This is a genomic window from Lachnoanaerobaculum gingivalis, from assembly GCF_003862475.1.
Classification (GTDB): domain Bacteria; phylum Bacillota; class Clostridia; order Lachnospirales; family Lachnospiraceae; genus Lachnoanaerobaculum; species Lachnoanaerobaculum gingivalis.
In genome coordinates, this window is record NZ_RRCO01000003.1 from 365,331 (window position 1) to 388,301 (window position 22,971).

The window sequence follows — 22,971 nt, forward strand, 5'->3', positions numbered from 1 at the left end:
ATCCAAATCTATTTTAATTCCACCATGGTTATTTCTTTTGCAAAGCAGGCGTATTTTTTAACACTTAAATCATTAAGTTCCATGCCGCCAAAAAGTCTTATAATTGCTTCCAGCTCGTTTACACCGGCATTGTGAGTAAAAGGATAGCCTCCTCCAAATCTCGCATTCATATCTATTATATAGGCTTTCCCGTCTGATAAGAGTATATCCATATCAAGATTTCCTATGTGAGAAAGGCTTTTTGCTATCTTCAGTCCTACTGCTTTAAGCTCGCTGTTTTCGGTAACCTCTGCAATATCGGTTTCACCGGATCTCATTGCATATTTTCTCTTTACCGTAACACTTAAGTTCTCGCCTTCAAGATCATTGAAAATATCCAGCCCGAACTCATCTCCTTTGATTTTTTCCTGTATAAGTATTGCTCTGTTCATATCGGCATTTGACTCAAATCTTAAATAAGATTTTTGAATACTTCTCTTTGCCTTTTCATAGAGAACTTCAAGTTCTTTTTTATTCTCGGCTTCAAATATGCTTAGAGAGCCCATTCCCCATCTGGGTTTTAAAATATAAGTTTTTTTATGAAAATCAGCATATTCAAGTGCCTTATCAAGATCCAAATAGGTCTCCGGCACAGGCATATTTATCTTCTCAAAATATTTAAGCATTTCAAATTTATCATTACAAATATTTATAACATCCTCATTTGAAACAATGACCTTTACACCCAAAGCCTCAAATTCGGCTTTATTCTTTGCAAGTATCATAAGGTCAATGTCAAAGAGTGAAATTAAAATATCTATTTTTTCATTTTTGCATATTTCCAGTAGAAACGGAATATATTCTTCATCATATATAAGCGGTGACTCAAAAGCCTTATCAGATACACTCATAGCTGTTGTATTCATATCCGAATTTGTTGCTATTATCTTCCCCTCTAATCCGAGGTTCTTATATATATCCCTTAAATAATCGATTATATATGCTCTTCTACCTACACTGGTCAAAAGTATATTCATTATTATCTCACCTTACTCATTATCATCTTAAAGTTCTCATTTTTCATAACTACAGCCAATTCTATATAAATAATTACACCAAGCACTATCTGTATCAAAAGACTTAAAATACCGATTCCTATATGCTTACCTGCAATGTAAATAATAATTCCCATAATTATAGCAGGGATGAAGTTATTTAAAGCATCCATACTCTGTTCTTTTAGCGTGTAACCCAAAAGCCTTTCGTTCGGTGCTGCATTGATATATGCACAGATCAAATCTGAAAAGGCCTTAAGTCCTACAAACACAAATACATTATACCTTATTCCTATCAGCAATATGGCAATTCCAAGAATCTTTTTTATAATCTCAAGCTTTAAGAATATATCGCTTCTGCCCATAGCATTTAACGCCTCAAGGTTTGATACATGAATCGGCCAAAACACATATGAAAAACACATCATCTGCAAAAACGGTATTGCAATCCTCCACTTCTCTCCAAGCAGTAAAAGTATCAGATTGTCACTGACTGCCGCCAGTCCGCACATCATAGGTGCCACCACAAATGTGGAAAGTCTTACCGAGGACTTTAAAAGTGATTTTACATCTTCCTTACTTTCCTGTTTCTTTGACATGGCGGGAAGAAGTACGGACTGTATAGCTGATGAAAGATTGCTTACTACCAGCTTTGGAAATTGCTCACCTCTGTTGAATGAGCCAAGCATATCTTCACTGTATGCCTTACCTATGACAAGTCCATGTATATTTGTAAAAATCGTATCTATAAGTGATGCCGCCAGGAGCTTCGAGCCATAGGCAAACATGGTTTTTAATCTCTCCAAGCTGAACTTAAGCCCCGGAAAATATTTTATACCTATACCGAGTATTATAAGAAGCGCAAAATAATAGACTATCTGCTGAAAAACCAAGGCCCAGACCTTGGCTCCCTCAAGTGCCATAATTACACTCAAGCTGCCTGAAATCACAGATGAAAGAAATGTTGCTATGAAAAGTGTTTTAAACTTCATATTTCTGGCAACATATGAATTTTCTATTGATATAATACTTCCCGGCAGTATTATTATGCCCATAACTCTAAGTATATTGGTAAGCTCGGGATTTTTATAGATACCGGCTATTATGGGAGAGCCCAAAAATAGCAGTATATATATCGCCACCGATAAAAGTACATTAAAAATCAGCACAGATGAAAAGTCCAAATCATCTGCATGAAACTTTTGTATCAGTGCTGAAGCAAAACCGTTTTGTACCAAAACATTTGCTATTGTCGTAAATATCAAAACTATTGCAACTATTCCATATTCTGACGGACTTAAAAGCCTTGCAAGGAGCACAGATACTATAAATTGGACTCCCTGTGAACCTCCGTTTTCAAGTATTTTCCAAAAAAGAGATGTGGAAATCTCACTTTTATTTTTTTTATTCATCAGATATTCAACATCTCTCCTATTGTAAGTATTTTTGAACTTTTAAAAAATGAATATTTCAAGATATCCCTTATCTTTGATATCCTGTTTTTAGATTTCATATTTACAAAGGCATTTAAATATTTGTGTGCATAATAGGTATCGGCCAACCTGCTTTTTCCAAGTTCATCCTTATATAATCTTAAAAACTCCTCCACCTGTGCAAACATACAGTCATAATTTTCTCTTATCCTTTGTTTGTTCCTCTTTTTTATATTACAAAGTTCAAGCGGATTCTTTGCACCAAGTTCATTGCTTTCGTGTTGACGATATTTTACCAGGCACTCATTAAGAAATCCCACCTTACCGAATGTAAAAGCGATCAGTCCAAGCCACCAGTCGTGCATAAAAGAAACCTCAGGCCTTTTATATATATCAAGCAATGCTTTATTTATAATCACCGTATTTCCTGTAATATTGTTTTCAACAAGATATCTTGAAAAACTTTTTTCGGTACTTATTGTATAGAGGTATTTTGACTCCTTTTTTGCATACTTTATGGCTTCACTCATACCTGTAAGCTCGGACATTTTTTTGTTTTGTGAATTCAAGTTTTCATCCACTATCTCCAAATCCGAATGCACAAGTATCGGCGTTTCTTTGCCATACCTTCTTTCAAGCCTTTGTACAGCCTTCAAGCTTTTTTTGAGTCTATCGCTTTGCCAAAAGTCATCCTGATCGCAGAGTGCAATATATTCGGCATCAGCCATATCAAGCAGATTGTAAAAGTTTTCCTTTGCGCTGTGAGTATTGCTCTGAACGACCTTTATTTGTTCCCCCAATACACTCTCATAGCTTCTTAATATTTCAAAAGTATAATCGCTTGAATTATCGTCACTTGCAAGTATTTTGTAGTCCGTATAGCTTTGACCTATTATACTTTCTATCTGCTCAGGCAAAAATCTTTCACCGTTAAAGGTCGCAAGTAAAATCTCTATCATAAGCTTTCCTACAGTAACCCGAAAATAATCACTTCAAGTCTTACAAATGCAAAGAAAACTTTTGCAAACATCTGCTGAAGTAAATTTATCTTCAGATAATTTTTATAAAAATACATTGTGGACTCTTCTCTTATTTTCTGGCGTGAATAAAGGCTCTTTAAACTTTTTTTAATGCTCGCGGAATGTATATGCTTATACTTATATCCTGTAATAACAGCAGTCTTTAGGCCGATACCTTCCATCTTTTTTGAAAGCAGATCCTCCTCACCGTATAGAAACATCTTTTCATCATAACCGCCGACCTTTATAAAGGCGTCAACTCTTACCATAAGGAGTGCACCAAGTACGGCGCCCACTTTTCTTATCTTTGCATTATAAAAGTTCCTGTCATAATGAAGTGACTTTGTAAATATTCGTCTGCATATCGGACCGTTCTCCGCCAAGGAATGAAGAAAATCTCTCATCGGCCAACATGACGCACCTTTAAGTACATTTTCTCTGCTGCCGTATACATCATTTGTTTCTACCAAAGGAGCGCATATGCCGATATTTTCATTTTTTTCCATAGCGGACTTTAATACTTTAATCACTCGTTCTTCAAAATCCGTATCAGGATTTGCTATCAAAGCCAAATCCATTCCAAGCTTCTTTGCCACGAAAATACCGATATTATTTCCGGCACCATATCCCTTGTTTTCATGATTTTCTACAAAGTATATTTTTTCATTATCCTCGCAGTAGCTTTTCAATCTGATTCTTGAATCGTCATTTGAAGCATTATCTACCACAATTACTTTATCAAATACATCATAATGTGCAACATTCCCAAGAACCTTTAAGGTATTATCCGCATCATTATAATTTAATACTACTAAAGCTAATTTCATTTGCTCTCCTTATTTTCTTTCAGAATGCTTCTTGTATGCTTTATCTATGTAATACTCGGATATCCTTTTTCTTAATGTAGGACAAATAAATGTAACCAAATCCATTATATGGTATATAAGCATATACAAATTCTTTCCCTTTTCTATAGGAACATCTCTAAAAGGAGTCTTCTTCTTAAAGTAATCATATGCTTTCTTATATGGATTCATACTCCCTGCAATCCAAGGCCTTTCATCTCCGGCAAAATGTAATATCACCGGTCTTCTCTTTGCTTCCTTTAGATCCTTCTTTGTGTATGAAAGGCTTGCACCATAAACTTTAATAAATGAATTGTATGAAAAATATTTATAATTTGAAAAGAAATTATACTTAGGTAAAAGCTTCTTTATCTTCCATCTGAGTACACCGTTTATGGCATCCTGCTCACCGAAAAGACTTTTATCCCATATACTTTTGCTGTAACTTATAGTCTTTTCACCGAGATTATTCTCTCTCCACTTTTTTAAATCTATAAGCAGGAGTCCTGCATTTACATAGGATGCCTCATAGTCAAGTCCTATTTCATACCTTACTCTCTCAAGTACTGTAGGCTCTTCCACTGCAGCTATTATATTTTCTCCAAGCTCTGTATTGTATAATTTCCTTATAGAATGCAATATAACCATATCGCAATCCAGATAAAGTACTCTTTCCACATCTTCCGGCAAAATCTCGCCTACAAGCAGTCTACCCATCTTACTGATATCAAATGTCGAGTCCTGTATACCTGTATCAAAATATTTTGATGTATCATTCAGTTCTATTATTTCTACATCTCTGCCGAACTTCTTTGCTATACTTTTCAACTTACCCAAAGAGTCCTCACCAATTCCTGTGGAAATGATGAAGACTCTGATATCTTTTTCGTATCTGTTTCTCTCATATAGCGAATATAAGCTGACACCCAGGTGCACTGCAAATTTCTCATTTGCTATATAAACTATATTCATACTTACCTCATTTATTATTATATGAACATAAAGGAATACACACTTTAATACGCATGTATTCCTTTAATTAAAAGTACTTTTAATAGAACAATCTATTTACTGCAGAGAATAAAGCTCTGATAGATGATCTTGTGATATTACCTGAAATACCCACACCATAAGTGGTCTTTCCGCTTTCCACATCAAGCATATGGATATATGAAGCCGCCTTTGCGTTTGAACCTGATGTAAGAGCATGCTCATTATAATCAAGAACCTTAATTCCCTTGCCGACAACATTTTCAAGACCTCTCTTAACAGCATCGATAGGACCGTTTCCGGTACTCTCAAATACTTTCTCTTCGCCGTTAAATGTGTATGTAACCTTAACATATGTAGAGAAATCTCCGTCCTCATCTGCATCTGTAATAATGCATTTTTCAAAATACAGAGGTTCTTTCTTCTCAATGTAATTCTTTTCAAATTCCTTGTAGATTTCTTCCGGTGAAACTTCACCCTGTGCTTCTGAAATCTTCTGAATAATATCTGCGAATTCCTTGTGCATACCCTTCGGCAGTTTGAAGCCGTAGAATGTATCCATAACAAATGCAACTCCGCCCTTTCCGGACTGTGAGTTTATTCTTACTACCGGCTCATACTCACGACCTATATCTGCAGGGTCTATAGGCAGATAAGGAACCTCCCAGTATGGATTGTTTCTCTGTCTCATCGCCTGAACACCCTTATTTATAGCATCCTGATGTGAACCTGAAAAAGCTGTAAATACAAGCTTTCCTGCATATGGATGTCTCGGGTCAATGCTCATCTTTGTGGTTCTCTCATATACATCTATGATTTCTTTAATATTGCTGATATTAAGATTCGGATCAATACCCTGTGAAAACATATTGTAGGCAATATTAAGTATATCCACATTTCCTGTTCTCTCACCGTTTCCAAAAAGTGTACCCTCCATTCTGTCGGCTCCTGCCAAAAGCGCAAGCTCCGCAACAGCTGTACCTGTACCTCTGTCATTATGAGGATGTGTAGAAAGTATAATCGCCTCTCTGTTTTTTAGGTGTGTACCCATCCACTCTATTCTGTCTGCAAATACATTAGGTGTTGTCATCTCAACAGTGTTCGGCAGATTGATTATTATCTTATTATCTTTTGTAGCGCCCCATGCATCTACAACTGCGTCACATACATCAAGTGCAAAATCAAGTTCTGTTCCCATAAAGCTCTCAGGTGAATATTCCAATATAATTTCACCGTCATGGTCTTTCATATACTTCTTTACAAGATCCACACCTTCAAGTGCAATATTTTTTATTCCTTCTCTATCAAGAGCGTATACTACATCTCTTTGTAATGTATCAGTGGAATTATAGATATGCATTATACATTTTTTAATTCCCTTTATAGCTTCAAAGCTTCTTTTTATAAGATGCTCTCTACACTGGCAAAGTATCTGTACCACTACATCATCAGGAATCAATTTTCTGTCCACAAGCTGACGAAGGAAATCAAATTCTATCTGGGATGCCGCCGGGAAACCTATCTCTATTTCCTTAAAGCCCAACTTTACAAGCAGATTAAACATTTCTATTTTTTCTTCCACCACCATCGGCTCGACCAATGCCTGATTGCCGTCTCTTAGATCTGATGAACACCATATAGGTGCCTTTTCTATTTGCTTATTCGGCCATGTTCTCTCTTTGAAATCCACTACGGGATTTCTTTTATATCTTTCAATATGATACATTTAATCTCTCCTCTTTCCTAATCTAAGTTTAAGCTTTGTCCCATTCTCTAATTTTTGTCCCCCCTATATTAAAAGTCCTTCTTTTTCCATAACTTTTATTACTTCATCTGTATATTTTTCGCATTCTTCCATGCTCTTTGCTTCTACCATTACTCTGATAAGAGGCTCTGTACCGCTTGGACGAAGAAGTATTCTTCCGTCATCTCCAAGTGCTTTGCTTACAGCATCTACAGCCTCAAGCACCGCCTTGTTTTCTCCGGCTTTTTGCTTATCCACAACTCTCACATTCTTTAGAACCTGTGGGAATATATCCACTTCACTTGCAAGTTTTGACAGAGTCTGCTTGGTTTCAAGCACCACCTCCATTACCTTAAGAGAAGTAAGTATTCCGTCACCTGTTGTGGCATGTTTTGCAAATATAATATGTCCCGACTGCTCACCGCCAAGGCAGTGACCGTTGTTTTGCATATTCTCATATACATATTTATCACCTACAGCAGTCTTTTCAAAATTTATATTTTCTCTTTCAAAGGCTTTATACAATCCGAAGTTTGACATAACGGTTGTAACTACAGTATTGTTGAAAAGTTCTCCCCTCTCCTTCATATACTTACCGCAAATATAAAGGATCAAGTCTCCGTCCACCACATTGCCGTTCTCATCAACACAAAGACATCTGTCGGCATCTCCGTCATAGGCAAAACCTATATCACAACCGTTTTCCAAAACGCATTTTTGTAGACTCTCTATATGTGTTGAACCGCAGTCGGTATTTATATTTATACCGTCAGGATTGTTGTGAATCACATAGGTATCAGCTCCCAAGGCATCAAAAACATTCTTTGCAATACTTGAAGCCGAACCGTTTGCAAGATCCAGTGCCACCTTCTTTCCCTTAAAGGATCTGGTAGCTATAGAGATAAGATAGCCGATATATCTGTTTCTGCCTGCTGCATAGTCTATAGTTCTTCCGATATCTTCCTTTATTGCAAAAGGAATAGCATCTGCAGGTCCGTCGATATAGCTTTCTATTTTTTCTATAACTTCCTCTTCAAGCTTTTCACCCTTGCCGTTGATTACCTTTATACCGTTATCATAGTATGGATTATGGCTTGCGGAAATCATTATTCCGCAGTCAAAATCATCGCTTCTTACAACATAGGATACACTTGGTGTTGTAGTAACATGTAGCAGATATACGTCCGCTCCGGATGCTGTAAGTCCCGCCACCAAAGAATATTCAAACATATAGCTTGATCTTCTTGTATCCTTACCTATAGCAACTCTGCATTTTTTCCCGTCCTTAGAGTAGAAGCTTCCCAAAAATCTTCCGACCTTATATGCATGTTCAACTGTAAGGTCTATGTTTGCTTCTCCTCTAAATCCGTCTGTACCGAAATATTTTCCCATTAGCCATTCTCCAGTTCTGACAAGTATCTCTTTAGGGCATCCTGCCATGAAGGCAAAAGCTCAAATCCGTTCTTTGTCAGCTTTGATTTATCCATTCTTGAGTTGTGAGGTCTCTTTGCCTTCACCGGGAAAGCGTCAGAGTTCACAGGTGTGACTGCCACATCAAGGTTTGCCTGCTTAAATATCTCACAGGCAAATTCATACCAGGAACAAAGACCCTCATTAGTAGCATGATATCTTCCGTATTTATCGGTTAAAATCATATCCACCAAAAGTCTTGAAAGATCGGGAGTATATGTAGGTGAGCCGATTTGATCGTTTACCACACTTACAGCTCCTCTTTCCTTTCCAAGTCTAAGCATTGTTTTTATAAAGTTGTTTCCATGAAGGCCGAATACCCAAGAAATTCTTACTATAAAATATTTCTCAAGTAATTCCTCAACATATAGCTCTCCCTTATATTTTGCCATACCGTAAATATTAAGAGGTGCTCTATTATCATCCGGTTCCCATGGTCTTTCGCCCTCTCCGTCAAATACATAGTCTGTAGAAATATACATCATGGAAAGGTCAAGTTCCTTTGCCACCTTCGCAATATTTTTTGTACCTTCCGCATTTATCTTAGTTACAAGGGCTTCATTATCTTCTGCCGCATCCACTGCGGTATATGCCGCACAGTGGATGATTGCATCAAGCTTTTTTTCACCGTTGATTTTTTCTATTACTTCCTTTGTCGCCTCAGAATCTGTAATATCCAAATCATCAATGTCTATACCCACTGCATCAATATTTCTATTTGACAACTCGCAAAGAAGATCACTTCCAAGCTGACCCTTTGCGCCTGTTACCAATACTCTCATTAAAGTCTTTCTCCATACATATTCTCAAAATACTTTGTGTATTCACCGCTGATGATATGCTCCCACCACTCTTTATTGTTAAGATACCATTCAATAGTTTTTACAATACCTGTATCAAATGTATACTCAGGCTTCCATCCAAGCTCAGTCTCCATCTTGGTCGGATCTATAGCATATCTTCTGTCATGTCCCGGTCTGTCTGTTACAAATTTTATAAGACTCTCAGGCTTACCAAGTGCCTTAAGTATTGTCTTTACAACTTCAAGATTGGTTCTCTCATTATGTCCGCCGATATTGTAAACTTCACCGACTCTACCTTTTCTTACTACCAAATCGATTGCTTTACAGTGGTCTGTAACATAGAGCCAGTCTCTTACATTATCACCTTTTCCGTATACAGGAAGTTCTTCATCATTAAGTGCTCTGCTTATGATAAGCGGAATAAGCTTCTCAGGGAAGTGGTACGGTCCGTAGTTGTTTGAACATCTTGACACTGTCACAGGAAGGCCATATGTTCTATGGTATGCAAGCACGAAAAGGTCCGCACTTGCCTTTGATGATGAATATGGGCTTGATGTATGTAGCGGTGTCTCTTCTGTAAAGAATAAATCAGGTCTGTCAAGTGGAAGATCTCCGTATACCTCATCTGTTGATACCTGATGGTATCTTTTAATTCCGTACTTTCTGCAGGCATCAAGTAAAGTTGTTGTTCCCATAACATTTGTTCTTACGAAACTCTCAGGATCTGTGATTGATCTGTCTACATGACTCTCTGCAGCAAAGTTGATTACAACATCAGGCTTCTCTTCTTCAAACAGCTTGAAAATAAATTCTCTGTCTGCGATATCGCCTTTTACAAACTTGTAATTCGGTGCATTTTCCACCGGCTTTAAAGTCTCCAGATTTCCTGCGTATGTAAGAAGATCAAGGTTTATAATCATATCCTCAGGATACTGATTTACCATATAGTGAACAAAATTTCCGCCTATAAACCCTGCACCGCCAGTAACAATAATTTTCATAGTTAACCTCTTTTATAGTTTTAATTATATCAAACAGCTTGAGTCTTTAAAGGTTCTCAGGCCTAATAAATCGTAAATTATGACTAATGTATATTATCTATATATTTACCGTCATATACATCTTTCAGATATTTACCATACTGATTTTTCTTAAATATTTCATAAGCCTTTAAAAGATCTTCATCACTTATCCAGCCGTTTAAGTATGCTATTTCCTCTAAACATCCGATCTTTCTGTGCTGATGTGTTTCAATGGTATATACAAAGTTGGTAGCCTCCACAAGACTTTCATGTGTTCCTGTATCCAGCCATGTAAATCCCTTTCCAAGCAGCTGTACATCAAGTTCTCCCTTTTCAAGATAGATTCTGTTAAGATCTGTTATCTCAAGTTCTCCTCTGGCAGACGGCTTTAAGTTCTTGGCATACTCCACTACATCATTGTCATAGAAGTAAAGTCCTGTAACACAGTAATTGCTCTTCGGCTTTTCCGGTTTCTCTTCTATTGAAATCGCTTTACCGTTTTTATCAAACTCAACGATTCCGAATCTTTCAGGATCATCTACATAGTATCCGAATACTGTAGCTCCTTTTGCCTTTGAAGCTGCTGATTTTAAATGATTCTTAAGCCCGTGTCCGTGGAAAATATTGTCTCCGAGTATCATCGCCACAGGCTCATTGCCTATGAACTTCTCTCCGATAATAAATGCCTGTGCCAGTCCGTCAGGACTTGGCTGAACGGCATACTCTAATTTAAGTCCGAAATGCGCACCGTCTCCAAGCAATTCTTTAAATCTCGGAGTATCATCCGGTGTGGAAATTATAAGTATCTCTCTAATCCCTGCCTCCATCAATACGGAAATAGGATAATAAATCATAGGTTTGTCATAAATAGGCAATAGCTGTTTTGATGTAACCTTTGTAAGCGGATATAATCTTGTGCCGCTACCACCTGCTAATATAATACCCTTCATTGTTCGTCCTCACTTTCGCTAGGGCTTTTTCAACCTCAAAGCCGTTATGAATATAACTTTCAATAACTTTTATAATACCATAATTTGACAAATCTGTGAAGAAATAAAAAAGGATTGTATGTTACTATCCTTTTAAAACAAACATACAATCCTTATAATTTATTTATATCCTGCTACATCCAGACGAACCAATGCTCTTCTGAGTGCAAGCTCAGCTCTGGCAACATCTATACCGTCTCTTTGAGAAAGTCTTTTTTCGGCTCTCTCTTTTGCTTCTTTGGCTCTGTTAACATCTATCTCATCACTGTACTCACATGAATCGGCAAGTATTGTGACTTCATCCTGTAAGATCTCCGCAAAGCCTGAGTGAAGAGCACAAGTCTTTACACTTCCGTCCTCACAATGTATAGATAATTTACCCGGTGCTATTACATTTACCATAGGGATGTGCTTGGCATATATACCGACATTTCCCTGTGTTGTGGTAAACTCCACCATTGTAGCATCCCCTTCAAAAAAAACATGGTCGGGACACATTATTTTTAATGCAAACTTGTCCATACTACCTCCTATTTAGAGGCACGCTCTACAACCTCGTCGATAGTTCCTGCATTTAGGAAATATTGCTCAGGTATATCGTCATGCTTTCCTTCAAGAATTTCTCTAAATCCTCTGATAGTCTCTGATAGAGGTACATATTTTCCGTCAATTCCTGTAAACTGTGTTGCCACGAAGAAAGGCTGTGAAAGGAATCTCTGGATCTTTCTTGCTCTTGCTACAGTAAGCTTATCTTCTTCAGAAAGCTCATCCATACCAAGCATGGCAATAATATCCTGTAACTCTTTATATTTCTGCAATACCTCTTGCACTCTCTGTGCTACCTGATAATGCTCTTCTCCAACTATATGAGGTGAAAGTATTCTTGAAGTGGAACCAAGAGGATCTACCGCAGGATAAATACCCATCTCCACTATAGAACGGTCAAGAACCGTAGTAGCATCAAGGTGAGCGAATGTATTTGCAGGAGCAGGGTCGGTAAGGTCATCCGCAGGCACATATACAGCCTGAACGGATGTGATGGAACCGTTCTTTGTAGAAGTGATTCTCTCCTGAAGCGCACCCATCTCTGTTTGAAGTGTAGGCTGATAACCTACCGCAGAAGGCATACGTCCAAGAAGTGCTGAAACCTCTGAACCGGCCTGTGTAAATCTGAAGATATTGTCGATGAAAAGAAGTACATCCTTTCCACCCTGATCTCTAAAATACTCCGCCATCGTAAGACCTGTAAGTCCTACTCTCATTCTCGCACCCGGCGGCTCATTCATCTGACCGAATACCATGGTTGTCTTATTGATAACTCCCGAGTCGGTCATTTCGTGGTATAAGTCATTACCCTCTCTGGTTCTCTCACCTACACCTGTAAATACTGAATATCCACCATGCTCTGTTGCGATATTTCTGATAAGCTCCTGTATAAGTACGGTTTTTCCTACACCCGCACCACCAAAGAGTCCTATCTTTCCACCCTTTTGGTATGGACATAAAAGGTCAACTACCTTGATTCCCGTCTCAAGAATCTCAGTCTGAGTAGACTGCTCCTCAAAGCTTGGAGCCTTTCTATGTATAGGAAGATACTCCTCTACCTTAGGTGGTTCTTTCTTATCAATTGCCTCTCCGAGTACATTGAAAATTCTACCAAGAGTGTTTTCACCGACAGGAACTGAAATAGGTGCTCCTGTAGCTCTTGCTTCCATTCCACGAACAAGTCCGTCTGTGCTTCCCATGGCAATTGTTCTTACTATATCATCTCCCAGATGCTGTGCAACCTCTACAGTGAGCACTCCGTCCGCTGTATCTATCTTTATTGCCTCATTGATCTGTGGCAAGTGTCCTCTGGAAAACTTAATATCCAAAACGGCACCGATAATCTGGGTTATTTTGCCAATATTTGGCTCTGCCATCAACTTTTCTCCTTCCTCTTCTTCATCCGTTTCCGGTAGTTATTCTATGGCGTTGGCTCCGGCCACAATCTCTGTAAGCTCTTGAGTGATAGCACCCTGACGAGCTCTGTTATACTGTAAGCCGAGCTTATCTATAAGTTCTTCCGCATTTGATGTTGCGGAATCCATAGCGGTCATTCTGGCACCGTTTTCTGAAGCAACAGACTGCATCAGACCGCCATAAATAACAGAAGAAATGTATTTTGGAATTATAGCATCCAATACTTCATCTTCATTGGGAGAATAATTCATAAGGGCTCTCGGACCCTCACTTTCTGTAGTCTCAGGCTGTAATAAATCTTCCTTGCTGATAGGAAGCAATTTCAAAAGTACAGGATCATGTACCACCGTATTTTTGAAATTGGTATATATCACATAAATCTCTGAGAGCTTTCCGCTTTCATAGTCGTCAAGCAATACCTTTGTAATATCTGCGGCATCCTTGTACAACGGCTCTTCCACAATCTCTGAAAAGTCTCCCTCTACTTCAAAGCCTTTATGTAAGAGTGTATCTCTACCTTTTTTACCCGCTGCATATATAAGTGTTTCATTGCTTTTGAATTCGCTTATTACCTGCCTGCTTACAGCATTGTTATAGCCTCCTGCAAGACCTCTGTTACCTGTAATAACCAATACGCCTATCTTACCGCCGTCATTTTTCTTAAGATACTTATGAGATATATTCTCACTTTTCTCAAGCATTGATGCGATAGTTTGATACATTACGGTAAAGTAAGGCTTGGAAGCATCCGCTTTTGTCCTTGCTTTTTGAAGCTTAACCGTTGCTACAAGTTTCATGGCTTTGGTAATCTGAGCAGTGCTTTGTATCGCCGCACGCCTACGCTTTATTTCCTTCATTGAAGCCATAATACACCTGCACTATGCTTTCTTACATTCATTGATAACATCTGTAAGTCTTTTTGCCAAATCGTCGGAAATTTCTTTCTTATCTCTAATTTCAGCAGCTATCTCAGGATGCTTGCTCTCTATAAATCTGAACAACTTATCCTGGAACTCAAGTACCTTCTCTGTAGGAACATCAAGCAAAAGTTTCTTTGTAGCAGCAAAGATAATGATTATCTGATATTCAACCGCCATCGGCTTATAGTTAGGCTGCTTTAAGATTTCTCTGATTCTCTCACCCTGTGCCAACTGATTCTTTGTAGCTTCATCAAGCTCCGAACCGAACTGTGCAAATGATGCAAGCTCTCTGTACTGTGCAAGCTCCAATCTTATAGGTCCTGCAATCTTCTTCATAGCCTTTATCTGTGCGGAACCACCTACTCTTGATACTGAAAGTCCGGCATTGATAGCAGGTCTGAATCCCGAATTGAACATCTCTGTCTCAAGATAGATCTGACCGTCTGTAATAGAAATAACATTTGTAGGGATATACGCTGAAACGTCTCCTGCCTGTGTCTCTATTATAGGCAATGCGGTAAGTGAACCGCCGCCAAGATCATCCGACAATCTTGAAGCTCTCTCAAGAAGTCTTGAGTGAAGATAGAATACATCACCCGGATAAGCCTCACGGCCCGGTGGTCTCTTAAGAAGAAGTGAAAGTGTACGATATGCGGCAGCATGCTTTGTAAGATCATCGTATACTACAAGCACATCCTCTCCTCTTTCCATCCATTCCTCACCTATGGCACAGCCTGAGTAAGGTGCGATATATTGAAGCGGCGCAAGATCACTTGCAGTAGAAACCACTACTGTAGTGTAGTCCATAGCACCGTAATCCTCAAAAGTCTTTACAATTGATGCAACAGTGGAAGCCTTCTGCCCTATAGCGACATAGATACAATGAACATTCTGTCCTTTTTGATTGATTATAGTATCTACAGCGATAGAAGTCTTTCCTGTCTGTCTGTCACCGATTATAAGCTCTCTTTGTCCTCTTCCTATAGGAATCATGGCATCAATAGCCTTTATTCCTGTTTGAAGCGGTGTATCTACAGATTTTCTTTCGATAACACCGTGTGCAACTCTCTCTATTCTTCTAAAGGTATCTGTAGTTATAGGTCCCTTTCCGTCGATCGGCTGTCCAAGCGCGTTTACAACTCTACCTGTAAGTGCATCTCCTACAGGAACCTCTACAACTCTACCTGTGGTCTTTACTGTATCACCCTCGCTGATATTCTTCTTATCACCAAGTAAAACAGCACCGACATTGTCCTCTTCCAAGTTAAGAACCATGCCGTAAACATCTCCCGGGAATTCCAGAAGCTCACCCTGCATAGCCTTTGCAAGACCATGTATTCTGGCAATACCGTCTGCCACCTGGATAACAGTACCCACATCTGATACCTCGAGTTTAGTTGAATACTTATTTATCTGCTCTTTTATAACTGAGCTGATTTCTTCAGGTCTTAGATTCACTAGACTCGTACCTCTTTTCTTTAAACTTTTTGCCGGTAATACGGCTTATGATAACATTTTTCTCATCTTATCAATTCTTGTTTTTACACTTGAATCCACAACTCTGTCACCGATTCTGATGACAATACCGCCTATGATACTCTCATCTACCACATATTCTACTTCAAGAGATTTATAATGTGATGACTTCAAAAGTTCATCCACTATTCTCTCTTTCTTTGAATCATCAAGTGGCAATGCGGTGGTAACAGTTGCCTTTCCGATAAGAAGAAGCTCCTTTACACAATCTATAACATAATCAAGTATAGGTATAAGTTCAGCCTGTCTCTTCTTTTCGATTATAGTCAATAAAAATCCCAATGAATCAACACTGATGTGATTCTCAAATATTCCCTTTATAAAGTCGATTTTTTCCTCATCATCCATCTTAGGTGAATCAAGAAGTTCTATAATCTCGACATTCTCAAGTAAAATGTTTTTTACGGATTTTATCTCTTCAAGTGCATCAATCAGATTGTTCTTTTCAGATACTACCGACACATAAGCATCTCCATATACTTTGGACACTAATTTTGCCATGTACCATCTCCGATTTCTTTTAAAGTCTCTTCAACAAGTCTATCCTGCACTTCAACATTCATTGCAGAATTGACTGCCTTGCTTGCAATAATCGAAGCAACATCCACTATATTTGATTTTACTTCTTCCATGGCTTTTTTCTTTGCCAACTCTATTTCGTTGTTAGCCCTGTCAGTAATTCTTCTAGCTTCCGCCTTTGCTTCTTCTATGATTTCGTTTTCTCTATCCTTTGCCCTTTTTCTGGCATCCTCTAAGATAGCGTCAGCCTGCTTTTGGAAAGAGGCCAATTTTTCTTCGTACTCCGCCTTAAGAGCATCAGCTTTTGCCTTTGCATCTTTCGCACTTTCCAGGTCTCCGGCAACTCGCTCTCTTCTTTTTTTGAGCATTTCCTTAGCCGGATCAAAAAGCAAATAGGAAAGAATAAAGAACAAGAAAAGGACCGCAAAGCCTGTGATGGCTGAATCAGCCAAAAGCTGAGGGTCAAATCCTATCAGTCTTTCCATAAAACCTCCAAATTAAGCGCCGAAAGGCTTAACGAACATAAGAATCATAGCAACTACGAGTCCGTAAAGACCTGTTGTCTCTGCAACCGCCTGTCCAAGAAGCATTGTTGATGTGATATCCGCTCTTGCTCCCGGGTTTCTACCTACTGCAGCCGCACCATGTCCTGCCGCAATACCCTGTCCGACACCCGGTCCGATACCTGCTATCATTGCAAGTCCTGCACCTATAGCAGAGCAACCAAATATAAAATCCTGTCCTGTCATATTCATAAATAACCTCCAAAATATATGATATCAAGTAAGGCACTTCCTCACTTAAATCCATGAAAATATTTTACTATTCAATGAACTATTCTAATTTGTCATTGATATAGACCATGCTAAGCATACAGAAAACATATGTCTGTAATGCTCCTGAAAATACATCTGTATACAGATGTAAGAATGACGGCACACCAATCTTTAAAAAGATCGGCATCATACCATACCAAAGCCCCATGATCAAAACACCTGAAAGCACGTTTGCAAAAAGACGCAATGATATAGATATCGGGTTTGCTATCTCACCGATAACATTTATCGGAAAGAGCAACGGTATCGGCTCAAAAAGCGATGTAAAATGTTTTAACTTTCTGTTCTTTATACCCTGGAAATTTACTATTAAAAATGTAAAAAATCCAAGTAAGAATGTTACACCATAATCCGCTGTCGGGTTTCTAAGTCCGAGCAAACCGCTGAAGTTAGAAACAAAAATAAAGATAAAAATTGTTCCTATATAGTTTAAGAATCTATCCTTGTTTGCACCAAGTATAGTATCGGTCATTCCCTCTAACGCTTCAATACCACATTCCAAAAAGTTTACAAATCCGCTTGGGACATTGTATGGATCTGCCGCCTTTATTGCTCTGTTTGCAAAAACAGCAAATACAGTAATCAATAAGACAACGATCAACAAGGAAACTGTAGTCGTAGTCAAATAGAGTTCCTGTCCAAAAAGCTTATACTTAAATAGGCCATGAATCATGAAATCCAAATTTTTGCTTCCGGCTGCACTTTCAGCTAAAATACTTAAGCTCATGTCTCCTCCTTTCTTCCTTTTTCAAATATTTTTTTAAACAATGGATACATATATGCACCCGATTTCAGTCCGAAAACAGATATGACAATCGCGAGTGCATTTATGTATCTACTATTCCAAAATATTGCAACAACAATAAATAGAGCCGCCTTCCTAAGCAAAGAATGAATCATAATCTTTCTCTGTGCAAAAGAAGGATTTCCCCCGTACAGGCTGTCTTCTGTGGATATTCCCATATCAATGACCATGCCTATTACCAAAATAGTGCCTGTCAGTATACCAAGTTCGACCGGTAAAAGTGAATACTTCATAATCCTCGTAAACGGGATTGCCGCCAGGCTCAAAATGATTTCATAAAGTAAAACTCCCATACCCATATAAAGGCATGTTCTTCTTGTTTCCTTATTCATCCTTATTCTTAAAAATCCTACTTTCTCTTTTTGGCAAAACAAAAGTATTTTCTTGTTTTTGCAGGTTTGTTTCTTCTTTCTTTTTGTCCATCTTTTTTATGGTATTCATGATAAGTCTATACCCTGACATACATCCGCTTATTACCCCGAGAAGCATAAAGATCAGAGTAAACGGAAAGTGAAATCTTTCCTCCAATTTCATACCCAAAAATGTACATAGTAAAATCGGTGTAACCATGGTAAAGCCGACCTGCGAAATCAGTGACAAATATTTTAAGGCTTCCATATCTCACACCTCCTACTATACTCCAAAACCTCAAAAACTTTCAATATTGCATTTTATACTAATTTTTTTTTTGGTTTTCTTATTATACCTATATAATTCTTACTTGTCTATATCCGTGTTATTTTTATCAGTATCATTGTTAAATTAAAAACTTATTTTCAAAAAAATTATACAAAAATTTTTTGAGCTTAAAGATGATAAAATGGTGTTCTGTAAATCGTAAATATTTGTTATAATATAGGAACTATTTTATTGTTGACTAAGATGCTATAATAACTTGATATAGGGAATCGTGAGATTAAAATCTGTTTTATTCCCGATTAATCTGATAAAAGGAGGAAATATGAAACATAATATCAGGAAAATGTTGGTTACAGGTATGATAAGCGGCTTGCTTTCACTTTCTGCCGTTTCTGCGGTATATGCTGCAAACGGTTGGAAAGAGTCAAACGGTACCTGGACCTATCTGGATGACAACGGACAATTGCATAAAAGTTGGCTCCCGTCCTCAAACGGGTATTATTATATGGATCTTTCTACAGGCGTTATGGTGACCGGATGGAAGAAAATCGATTCCAAATGGTATTACTTTAAGTCTAACGGAATAATGGCTACAGGCTGGTTCAAAGTTGATAATGACTGGTATTACACACTCAGCAGCGGAAACCTTGTGCAAAACAGCTGGTTAAAGAGCGATTCTAACTACTTCTACCTTAAGGGTACAGGTGTCATGGCCAAAGGTTGGAGGCAAATGGACGGTGCATGGTATTATTTCAAGCCTGACGGAAGAGCCGCTTTCGGTTGGACAAAAATAGGCGACAAGACCTATTATTTCTCCAGTTCCGCAAAGATGTATACATCATGGAATCAAATCGACGGTATTTACTACTATTTCAATGCTGACGGTTCTATGAAAACAGGTTGGATAAATGACGGTACTCATAAGTTCTATATGGAAGAAGCTGAAGGCGAAAATCACGGTAAAATGATATTCGGTCTGAAGAAGATTTCCGGAGCATCTTACTATTTCAATGAAAAAGGTCATATGATTACCGGTTGGTTACAATCAAACGGCAAATATTATTACTTTGATGCCGACGGAAAGATGGTTACCGGTAAATCCATAAATATAGAGGGAAAAGAATACACATTCGATGCAAATGGTGTATGTACAAATCTTAGTGGCACTCCTAGCAGTGTCACTAATGCTATATCCGAAACAAAAAAATCGGACGGCAAGAGCAGTACGGCAGCACCTACTGCAGCCGCTAATGAGGCACCTACAGTTGCACCCGGAGCTAAAATCGAATCTTCAAGTTCTCCTTCCACTTCAGCTGCCCAGACTTCGGCAGAGGCAAAACCCGGAAGCAAAGAAACAACAGCTCCCGCTTCACCGGTTGATGAAGCAAAAGCAAAAAATAATAAAGAGGAAGCGAAAAGTCCGGCTGATGAGAGCAAAAAGAATGCACAAAGCTCTTCTTCAAGCAAGGATGAAGTAGGTTTAAAACCCGGTGAAATATCCGGACCGAAATAGAGGTAAAAAATGCATTTTAATAAATTTATAAAAACGGCTATATCTTTGTCACTTGCACTGTCTTTGCTTAGTCCGGTTACATCATTTGCAGCCAATGAATGGACAATGCAAACACCGGGAGTATATCAAATGCTTGACGGATCATCCCTCACCGGAGTAGTTGCAAGAGGTATTGACCTTTCACATTATCAAGGTGATGTTGACTGGGACAAGGTTGCCGCAGATGATGTTCAGTTCATCATACACGGTACCAGATACAAAGGTCAGATTGATCCTGTTATAAGAAGAAATCTTACTGAAGCAAACAAAAGAGGTATAAAGCTCGGAGTATATATTTATTCCTATGCAATGACAGTCGCACAGGCTGATGCAGAAGCCGATTTTGTTCTGGATATAATAAAGGATTATCCTATTTCATATCCTGTAGCTTTTGACGTGGAGGATGCCAATACACAGGGTAAACTTCCGAAAGACGAGCTTACCGCTATAATAAAGACATTCTGTAATAAGGTGGAAGCCGCAGGATATTATCCTATCGTATATGCAAACGACTATTGGATTGCAAATAAGCTTGATATGAATGCTCTGAAAAAATACGATATCTGGGTTGCCAGATATAATGTAAAGCATTCATATCCGGATCCTGTTATTTGGCAGGCTACAAGCACAGGTAAGGTAAACGGTATAAAAGGTAATGTAGATATTGACTTCCAATATAAATCTTTTTCCGACAAAATCCCTGCAAATACCTGGAGAACCATTGCAGGAAAGAGATATTATTACAAAGACTACAATATGGTAAAGGATTCATGGGTACATGACTCCAACAATTCCTACTATATGGATTCAAACGGTTTGGCAAAGACCGGTTGGTTTACTTCAAATAATGCAAGCTATTATCTGGATCCGACAAAAAGCGGCGCCGCAAAAAAGGGATGGTACAAGGAAAATTCCGATTGGTACTATCTTGACAGTACCGACGGAAAGCTGATGACCGGTTGGATCACTGACGGCAGCAAAAGATACTACGCCGACAAAGACGGTAGAATGCAGACAGGTTGGCTTGTAGACGGTAAAAACACATATTTCCTTGCTCCGTCAGGTGTTATGACTACCGGTTGGGTAAATGACAATAACACATGGTACTACATGGATAACAGCGGTAGAATGCAGACAGGCTGGATAGACTCGGGAAATCAGAGATATTACATGGATAATACCGGTAAGATGCAAACCGGTTGGACTGATGTTGGAAATTCAAGATACTTCCTCACCAAGTCAGGTGCTATGTATAAGGGTTGGCTGAACGATTCAGGTGCCTGGTATTATATGGATAATAGCGGTGCTATGAAGACAGGTTGGATAAACGATAAGAACACTTGGTACTACACGGATAACACCGGTAAAATGCAAACAGGCTGGATAAATGACGGAAAGAACAGATATTTCCTTACCGACTCCGGTGCTATGAAAACAGGTTGGTTAAAGGATGGCAACGACTGGTATTATATTGACAAGTCAGGCTCTATATCAACCGGATGGGTCAATGACGGCGGTACTTGGTACTATTTGGACGGCTCAGGCAAGATGCAGACCGGCTGGCTTGATCTAAACAATCAAAGATACTTCCTCTCTCCAAGCGGTGCTATGAAGACAGGTTGGATAAATGTAGATAAAAACTGGTATTACATGAATAATTCAGGAAGTATGGCAAGAGGCATGATAAATATCAATAATGTTTCATACTATCTTGATGAAAGCGGAAAGATGCTTTCCAATACAACAGTAAATGTAAACGGTACAGACTACAATATAGATGCGTCAGGCGCTATGTCTCAGATTGTTCCTGCGACAACAGCAAGTCCTGAGACTTCATCAGCCGTTTCTACACAAGCAAGTGTAGGACCGGCAGGAAACTAAATTAAAATGATAAAGAGGAGCTGTCGGGAAATACTGAATTTTAATCCCTACAGAACTAAATAGAAATATCCTGACAAGTACAAGGCGTTTTGGCTTTGTGACTTTGTCAGGATATTTTGTTTTTCTATTATGCTGTCTATTTTTGGGCACAAAACCCCCTTGGCTGAGATTTTGCTTTTGCATTTTTTACTATGCGGTTTTCTCCTGTATTTTTCCTTCAAATTTCTTTAGTTTTGCGTAGAGAAAACGATGATATTTGTTTATATTTCTTCCTATTGCAAAAAGCATAAATTCTTTATATACCTTATCTGAAGAACGATAGTTAAAGCGTCGGAAATCTTCATTCTCTTTAATATCTCCAAAATGACCTTCTGTTTGAATAGAGCGTGTCTGTCGTTTCAGAATACCTTTTTCACTCTGTATGTTAGTATGTGACTTCTCTCGAAGCTCTTCCCATACTTCATTGATCTTCATCACTTTGTTCTTATCAACATCTTTATCAGGATTATATTTGTATAAGCATTTAGACTTATGTTCACATCCACTACAGTCTGAACATCCATATACTTCATATGTTTGTGTATAACCATTCTGTCTTTTCTTTTCAGTGTTGATATGTCTCAGTTCACGACCGTCATGACAGATATAGACTTGTTCATCCTCAAATACCATTGTCTTCATGTTGTAGTATTTACCTATATCGTTACTGTATGCTCTTGTTTTTCTTTTCTCATGATCCTGCAGTTTTATATAACTGTCTATCTTATTTTCTTTTAGATATAAGAGATTTTTCTCACTACAATAACCGCTGTCTGCTGTCACTTCTTCAAGTACTTCTCCAAATGCTTCCTTATGCTTTTCAAGGACCGGAATTAATGTATTATAATCTGTACGATCATTACTTACATAACTATGTACAATAAAATAATTCTCTACTGCTATCTGTACATTGTATGCAGGCTTTAGCTGCCC

Annotated in this window: 23 protein-coding genes; 2 read left to right on the forward strand and 21 right to left on the reverse strand. The window is 38.3% G+C overall.

Annotated elements, in window-relative coordinates; all coding sequences use genetic code 11:
- Positions 1 to 8 precede the first annotated feature (8 nt).
- The 20 genes from EHV10_RS08525 to EHV10_RS08620 all read right to left on the reverse strand — a co-directional run bounded on the left by EHV10_RS08525 (position 9) and on the right by EHV10_RS08620 (position 18,545).
- Positions 9 to 1,016, reverse strand: coding sequence for an ATP-grasp domain-containing protein (locus EHV10_RS08525; protein ID WP_128674283.1), 1,008 nt, complete (start codon positions 1,014 to 1,016; stop codon positions 9 to 11).
- Positions 1,017 to 1,018: 2 nt separating this feature from the next.
- Positions 1,019 to 2,446 (reverse strand): lipopolysaccharide biosynthesis protein, encoded by a 1,428-nt coding sequence (locus EHV10_RS08530; protein WP_128674284.1) that lies wholly within the window; start codon positions 2,444 to 2,446, stop codon positions 1,019 to 1,021.
- Positions 2,446 to 3,426, reverse strand: coding sequence for a glycosyltransferase family 2 protein (locus EHV10_RS08535; protein ID WP_128674285.1), 981 nt, complete (start codon positions 3,424 to 3,426; stop codon positions 2,446 to 2,448). Before EHV10_RS08535 ends, EHV10_RS08530 begins: the two co-directional genes overlap by 1 nt.
- Positions 3,427 to 3,434: 8 nt before the next feature.
- Entirely contained in the window at positions 3,435 to 4,313 is an 879-nt protein-coding gene (locus EHV10_RS08540) for a glycosyltransferase (protein ID WP_128674286.1), read from the reverse strand.
- Between the two features lie 9 nt (positions 4,314 to 4,322).
- Positions 4,323 to 5,303 carry a glycosyltransferase family 8 protein gene (locus tag EHV10_RS08545; RefSeq protein WP_128674287.1) on the reverse strand — a complete coding sequence of 327 codons (981 nt, stop codon included), beginning with the start codon at positions 5,301 to 5,303 and terminating at the stop codon, positions 4,323 to 4,325.
- Positions 5,304 to 5,382: 79 nt separating this feature from the next.
- Positions 5,383 to 7,047 (reverse strand): 2-isopropylmalate synthase, encoded by a 1,665-nt coding sequence (gene leuA / locus EHV10_RS08550; RefSeq protein ID WP_128674288.1) that lies wholly within the window; start codon positions 7,045 to 7,047, stop codon positions 5,383 to 5,385.
- A gap of 63 nt (positions 7,048 to 7,110) precedes the next feature.
- Positions 7,111 to 8,457: a phosphoglucosamine mutase gene (glmM, locus tag EHV10_RS08555; RefSeq protein WP_128674289.1), complete on the reverse strand. Its 1,347-nt coding sequence runs from the start codon at positions 8,455 to 8,457 to the stop codon at positions 7,111 to 7,113.
- On the reverse strand, positions 8,457 to 9,317 hold the full coding sequence (gene rfbD / locus EHV10_RS08560) for a dTDP-4-dehydrorhamnose reductase (protein ID WP_128674290.1): 861 nt from the start codon (positions 9,315 to 9,317) through the stop codon (positions 8,457 to 8,459). The genes glmM and rfbD overlap by 1 nt, the downstream gene beginning before the upstream one ends.
- Positions 9,317 to 10,339 (reverse strand): dTDP-glucose 4,6-dehydratase, encoded by a 1,023-nt coding sequence (gene rfbB, locus EHV10_RS08565; protein WP_128674291.1) that lies wholly within the window; start codon positions 10,337 to 10,339, stop codon positions 9,317 to 9,319. The genes rfbD and rfbB overlap by 1 nt, the downstream gene beginning before the upstream one ends.
- A gap of 83 nt (positions 10,340 to 10,422) precedes the next feature.
- Complete coding sequence (gene rfbA / locus EHV10_RS08570; RefSeq protein ID WP_128674292.1) at positions 10,423 to 11,310, reverse strand: glucose-1-phosphate thymidylyltransferase RfbA; 888 nt, start codon at positions 11,308 to 11,310, stop codon at positions 10,423 to 10,425.
- Positions 11,311 to 11,469: 159 nt separating this feature from the next.
- Positions 11,470 to 11,871 carry an ATP synthase F1 subunit epsilon gene (gene atpC / locus EHV10_RS08575; protein WP_128674293.1) on the reverse strand — a complete coding sequence of 134 codons (402 nt, stop codon included), beginning with the start codon at positions 11,869 to 11,871 and terminating at the stop codon, positions 11,470 to 11,472.
- A gap of 8 nt (positions 11,872 to 11,879) precedes the next feature.
- On the reverse strand, positions 11,880 to 13,271 hold the full coding sequence (gene atpD / locus EHV10_RS08580; RefSeq protein ID WP_128674294.1) for a F0F1 ATP synthase subunit beta: 1,392 nt from the start codon (positions 13,269 to 13,271) through the stop codon (positions 11,880 to 11,882).
- Positions 13,272 to 13,310: 39 nt separating this feature from the next.
- On the reverse strand, positions 13,311 to 14,177 hold the full coding sequence (atpG, locus tag EHV10_RS08585; RefSeq protein ID WP_128674295.1) for an ATP synthase F1 subunit gamma: 867 nt from the start codon (positions 14,175 to 14,177) through the stop codon (positions 13,311 to 13,313).
- Positions 14,178 to 14,189: 12 nt separating this feature from the next.
- Positions 14,190 to 15,689, reverse strand: a complete 1,500-nt coding sequence (atpA, locus tag EHV10_RS08590; RefSeq protein ID WP_128674296.1) for a F0F1 ATP synthase subunit alpha — start codon at positions 15,687 to 15,689, stop codon at positions 14,190 to 14,192.
- Positions 15,690 to 15,734: 45 nt separating this feature from the next.
- Positions 15,735 to 16,268 carry an ATP synthase F1 subunit delta gene (gene atpH, locus EHV10_RS08595; RefSeq protein ID WP_007594431.1) on the reverse strand — a complete coding sequence of 178 codons (534 nt, stop codon included), beginning with the start codon at positions 16,266 to 16,268 and terminating at the stop codon, positions 15,735 to 15,737.
- Positions 16,256 to 16,771, reverse strand: coding sequence for a F0F1 ATP synthase subunit B (gene atpF, locus EHV10_RS08600; protein WP_128674297.1), 516 nt, complete (start codon positions 16,769 to 16,771; stop codon positions 16,256 to 16,258). The genes atpH and atpF overlap by 13 nt, the downstream gene beginning before the upstream one ends.
- 12 nt (positions 16,772 to 16,783) lie before the next feature.
- Positions 16,784 to 17,041 carry an ATP synthase F0 subunit C gene (atpE, locus tag EHV10_RS08605; RefSeq protein ID WP_007594440.1) on the reverse strand — a complete coding sequence of 86 codons (258 nt, stop codon included), beginning with the start codon at positions 17,039 to 17,041 and terminating at the stop codon, positions 16,784 to 16,786.
- A gap of 79 nt (positions 17,042 to 17,120) precedes the next feature.
- Positions 17,121 to 17,849 carry a F0F1 ATP synthase subunit A gene (gene atpB / locus EHV10_RS08610; RefSeq protein WP_128674298.1) on the reverse strand — a complete coding sequence of 243 codons (729 nt, stop codon included), beginning with the start codon at positions 17,847 to 17,849 and terminating at the stop codon, positions 17,121 to 17,123.
- A complete protein-coding gene (locus EHV10_RS08615; protein WP_128674299.1) occupies positions 17,846 to 18,259 on the reverse strand; it encodes a hypothetical protein in 414 nt (137 codons plus the stop codon). Before EHV10_RS08615 ends, atpB begins: the two co-directional genes overlap by 4 nt.
- Positions 18,252 to 18,545: an AtpZ/AtpI family protein gene (locus EHV10_RS08620; protein WP_128674300.1), complete on the reverse strand. Its 294-nt coding sequence runs from the start codon at positions 18,543 to 18,545 to the stop codon at positions 18,252 to 18,254. Before EHV10_RS08620 ends, EHV10_RS08615 begins: the two co-directional genes overlap by 8 nt.
- A 343-nt stretch (positions 18,546 to 18,888) precedes the next feature.
- Here EHV10_RS08620 and EHV10_RS08625 point away from each other — a divergent pair, with 343 nt between their 5' ends.
- Both EHV10_RS08625 and EHV10_RS08630 read left to right on the forward strand, forming a co-directional pair.
- Positions 18,889 to 20,079 (forward strand): cell wall-binding protein, encoded by a 1,191-nt coding sequence (locus EHV10_RS08625; RefSeq protein ID WP_128674301.1) that lies wholly within the window; start codon positions 18,889 to 18,891, stop codon positions 20,077 to 20,079.
- 9 nt (positions 20,080 to 20,088) lie between these two features.
- The gene (locus tag EHV10_RS08630; RefSeq protein WP_128674302.1) at positions 20,089 to 21,999 is read left to right on the forward strand and encodes a GH25 family lysozyme; all 1,911 of its coding nucleotides are present in this window, start codon (positions 20,089 to 20,091) and stop codon (positions 21,997 to 21,999) included.
- Positions 22,000 to 22,188: 189 nt separating this feature from the next.
- Here the strand turns inward: EHV10_RS08630 and EHV10_RS08635 are convergent.
- Positions 22,189 to 22,971: transposase (locus EHV10_RS08635; RefSeq protein ID WP_148092613.1), on the reverse strand; the 783-nt coding region annotated here is incomplete at its 5' end.

Bases quoted from the DNA above. Each gene is read 5' to 3' on its own strand.
- rfbA (WP_128674292.1), bottom strand. From the start codon at position 11,310: ATGAAGGGTATTATATTAGCAGGTGGTAGCGGCACAAGATTATATCCG.
- EHV10_RS08625 (WP_128674301.1), top strand. From the start codon at position 18,889: ATGAAACATAATATCAGGAAAATGTTGGTTACAGGTATGATAAGCGGC.
- leuA (WP_128674288.1), bottom strand. From the start codon at position 7,047: ATGTATCATATTGAAAGATATAAAAGAAATCCCGTAGTGGATTTCAAA.
- EHV10_RS08530 (WP_128674284.1), bottom strand. From the start codon at position 2,446: ATGAATAAAAAAAATAAAAGTGAGATTTCCACATCTCTTTTTTGGAAA.
- atpE (WP_007594440.1), bottom strand. From the start codon at position 17,041: ATGAATATGACAGGACAGGATTTTATATTTGGTTGCTCTGCTATAGGT.
- glmM (WP_128674289.1), bottom strand. From the start codon at position 8,457: ATGGGAAAATATTTCGGTACAGACGGATTTAGAGGAGAAGCAAACATA.
- EHV10_RS08525 (WP_128674283.1), bottom strand. From the start codon at position 1,016: ATGAATATACTTTTGACCAGTGTAGGTAGAAGAGCATATATAATCGAT.
- atpH (WP_007594431.1), bottom strand. From the start codon at position 16,268: ATGGCAAAATTAGTGTCCAAAGTATATGGAGATGCTTATGTGTCGGTA.
- EHV10_RS08545 (WP_128674287.1), bottom strand. From the start codon at position 5,303: ATGAATATAGTTTATATAGCAAATGAGAAATTTGCAGTGCACCTGGGT.
- EHV10_RS08540 (WP_128674286.1), bottom strand. From the start codon at position 4,313: ATGAAATTAGCTTTAGTAGTATTAAATTATAATGATGCGGATAATACC.
- atpC (WP_128674293.1), bottom strand. From the start codon at position 11,871: ATGGACAAGTTTGCATTAAAAATAATGTGTCCCGACCATGTTTTTTTT.
- EHV10_RS08630 (WP_128674302.1), top strand. From the start codon at position 20,089: ATGCATTTTAATAAATTTATAAAAACGGCTATATCTTTGTCACTTGCA.
- atpD (WP_128674294.1), bottom strand. From the start codon at position 13,271: ATGGCAGAGCCAAATATTGGCAAAATAACCCAGATTATCGGTGCCGTT.
- rfbB (WP_128674291.1), bottom strand. From the start codon at position 10,339: ATGAAAATTATTGTTACTGGCGGTGCAGGGTTTATAGGCGGAAATTTT.
- EHV10_RS08615 (WP_128674299.1), bottom strand. From the start codon at position 18,259: ATGAATAAGGAAACAAGAAGAACATGCCTTTATATGGGTATGGGAGTT.
- atpF (WP_128674297.1), bottom strand. From the start codon at position 16,771: ATGGAAAGACTGATAGGATTTGACCCTCAGCTTTTGGCTGATTCAGCC.
- atpG (WP_128674295.1), bottom strand. From the start codon at position 14,177: ATGGCTTCAATGAAGGAAATAAAGCGTAGGCGTGCGGCGATACAAAGC.
- rfbD (WP_128674290.1), bottom strand. From the start codon at position 9,317: ATGAGAGTATTGGTAACAGGCGCAAAGGGTCAGCTTGGAAGTGATCTT.
- EHV10_RS08535 (WP_128674285.1), bottom strand. From the start codon at position 3,426: ATGATAGAGATTTTACTTGCGACCTTTAACGGTGAAAGATTTTTGCCT.
- EHV10_RS08620 (WP_128674300.1), bottom strand. From the start codon at position 18,545: ATGGAAGCCTTAAAATATTTGTCACTGATTTCGCAGGTCGGCTTTACC.
- atpB (WP_128674298.1), bottom strand. From the start codon at position 17,849: ATGAGCTTAAGTATTTTAGCTGAAAGTGCAGCCGGAAGCAAAAATTTG.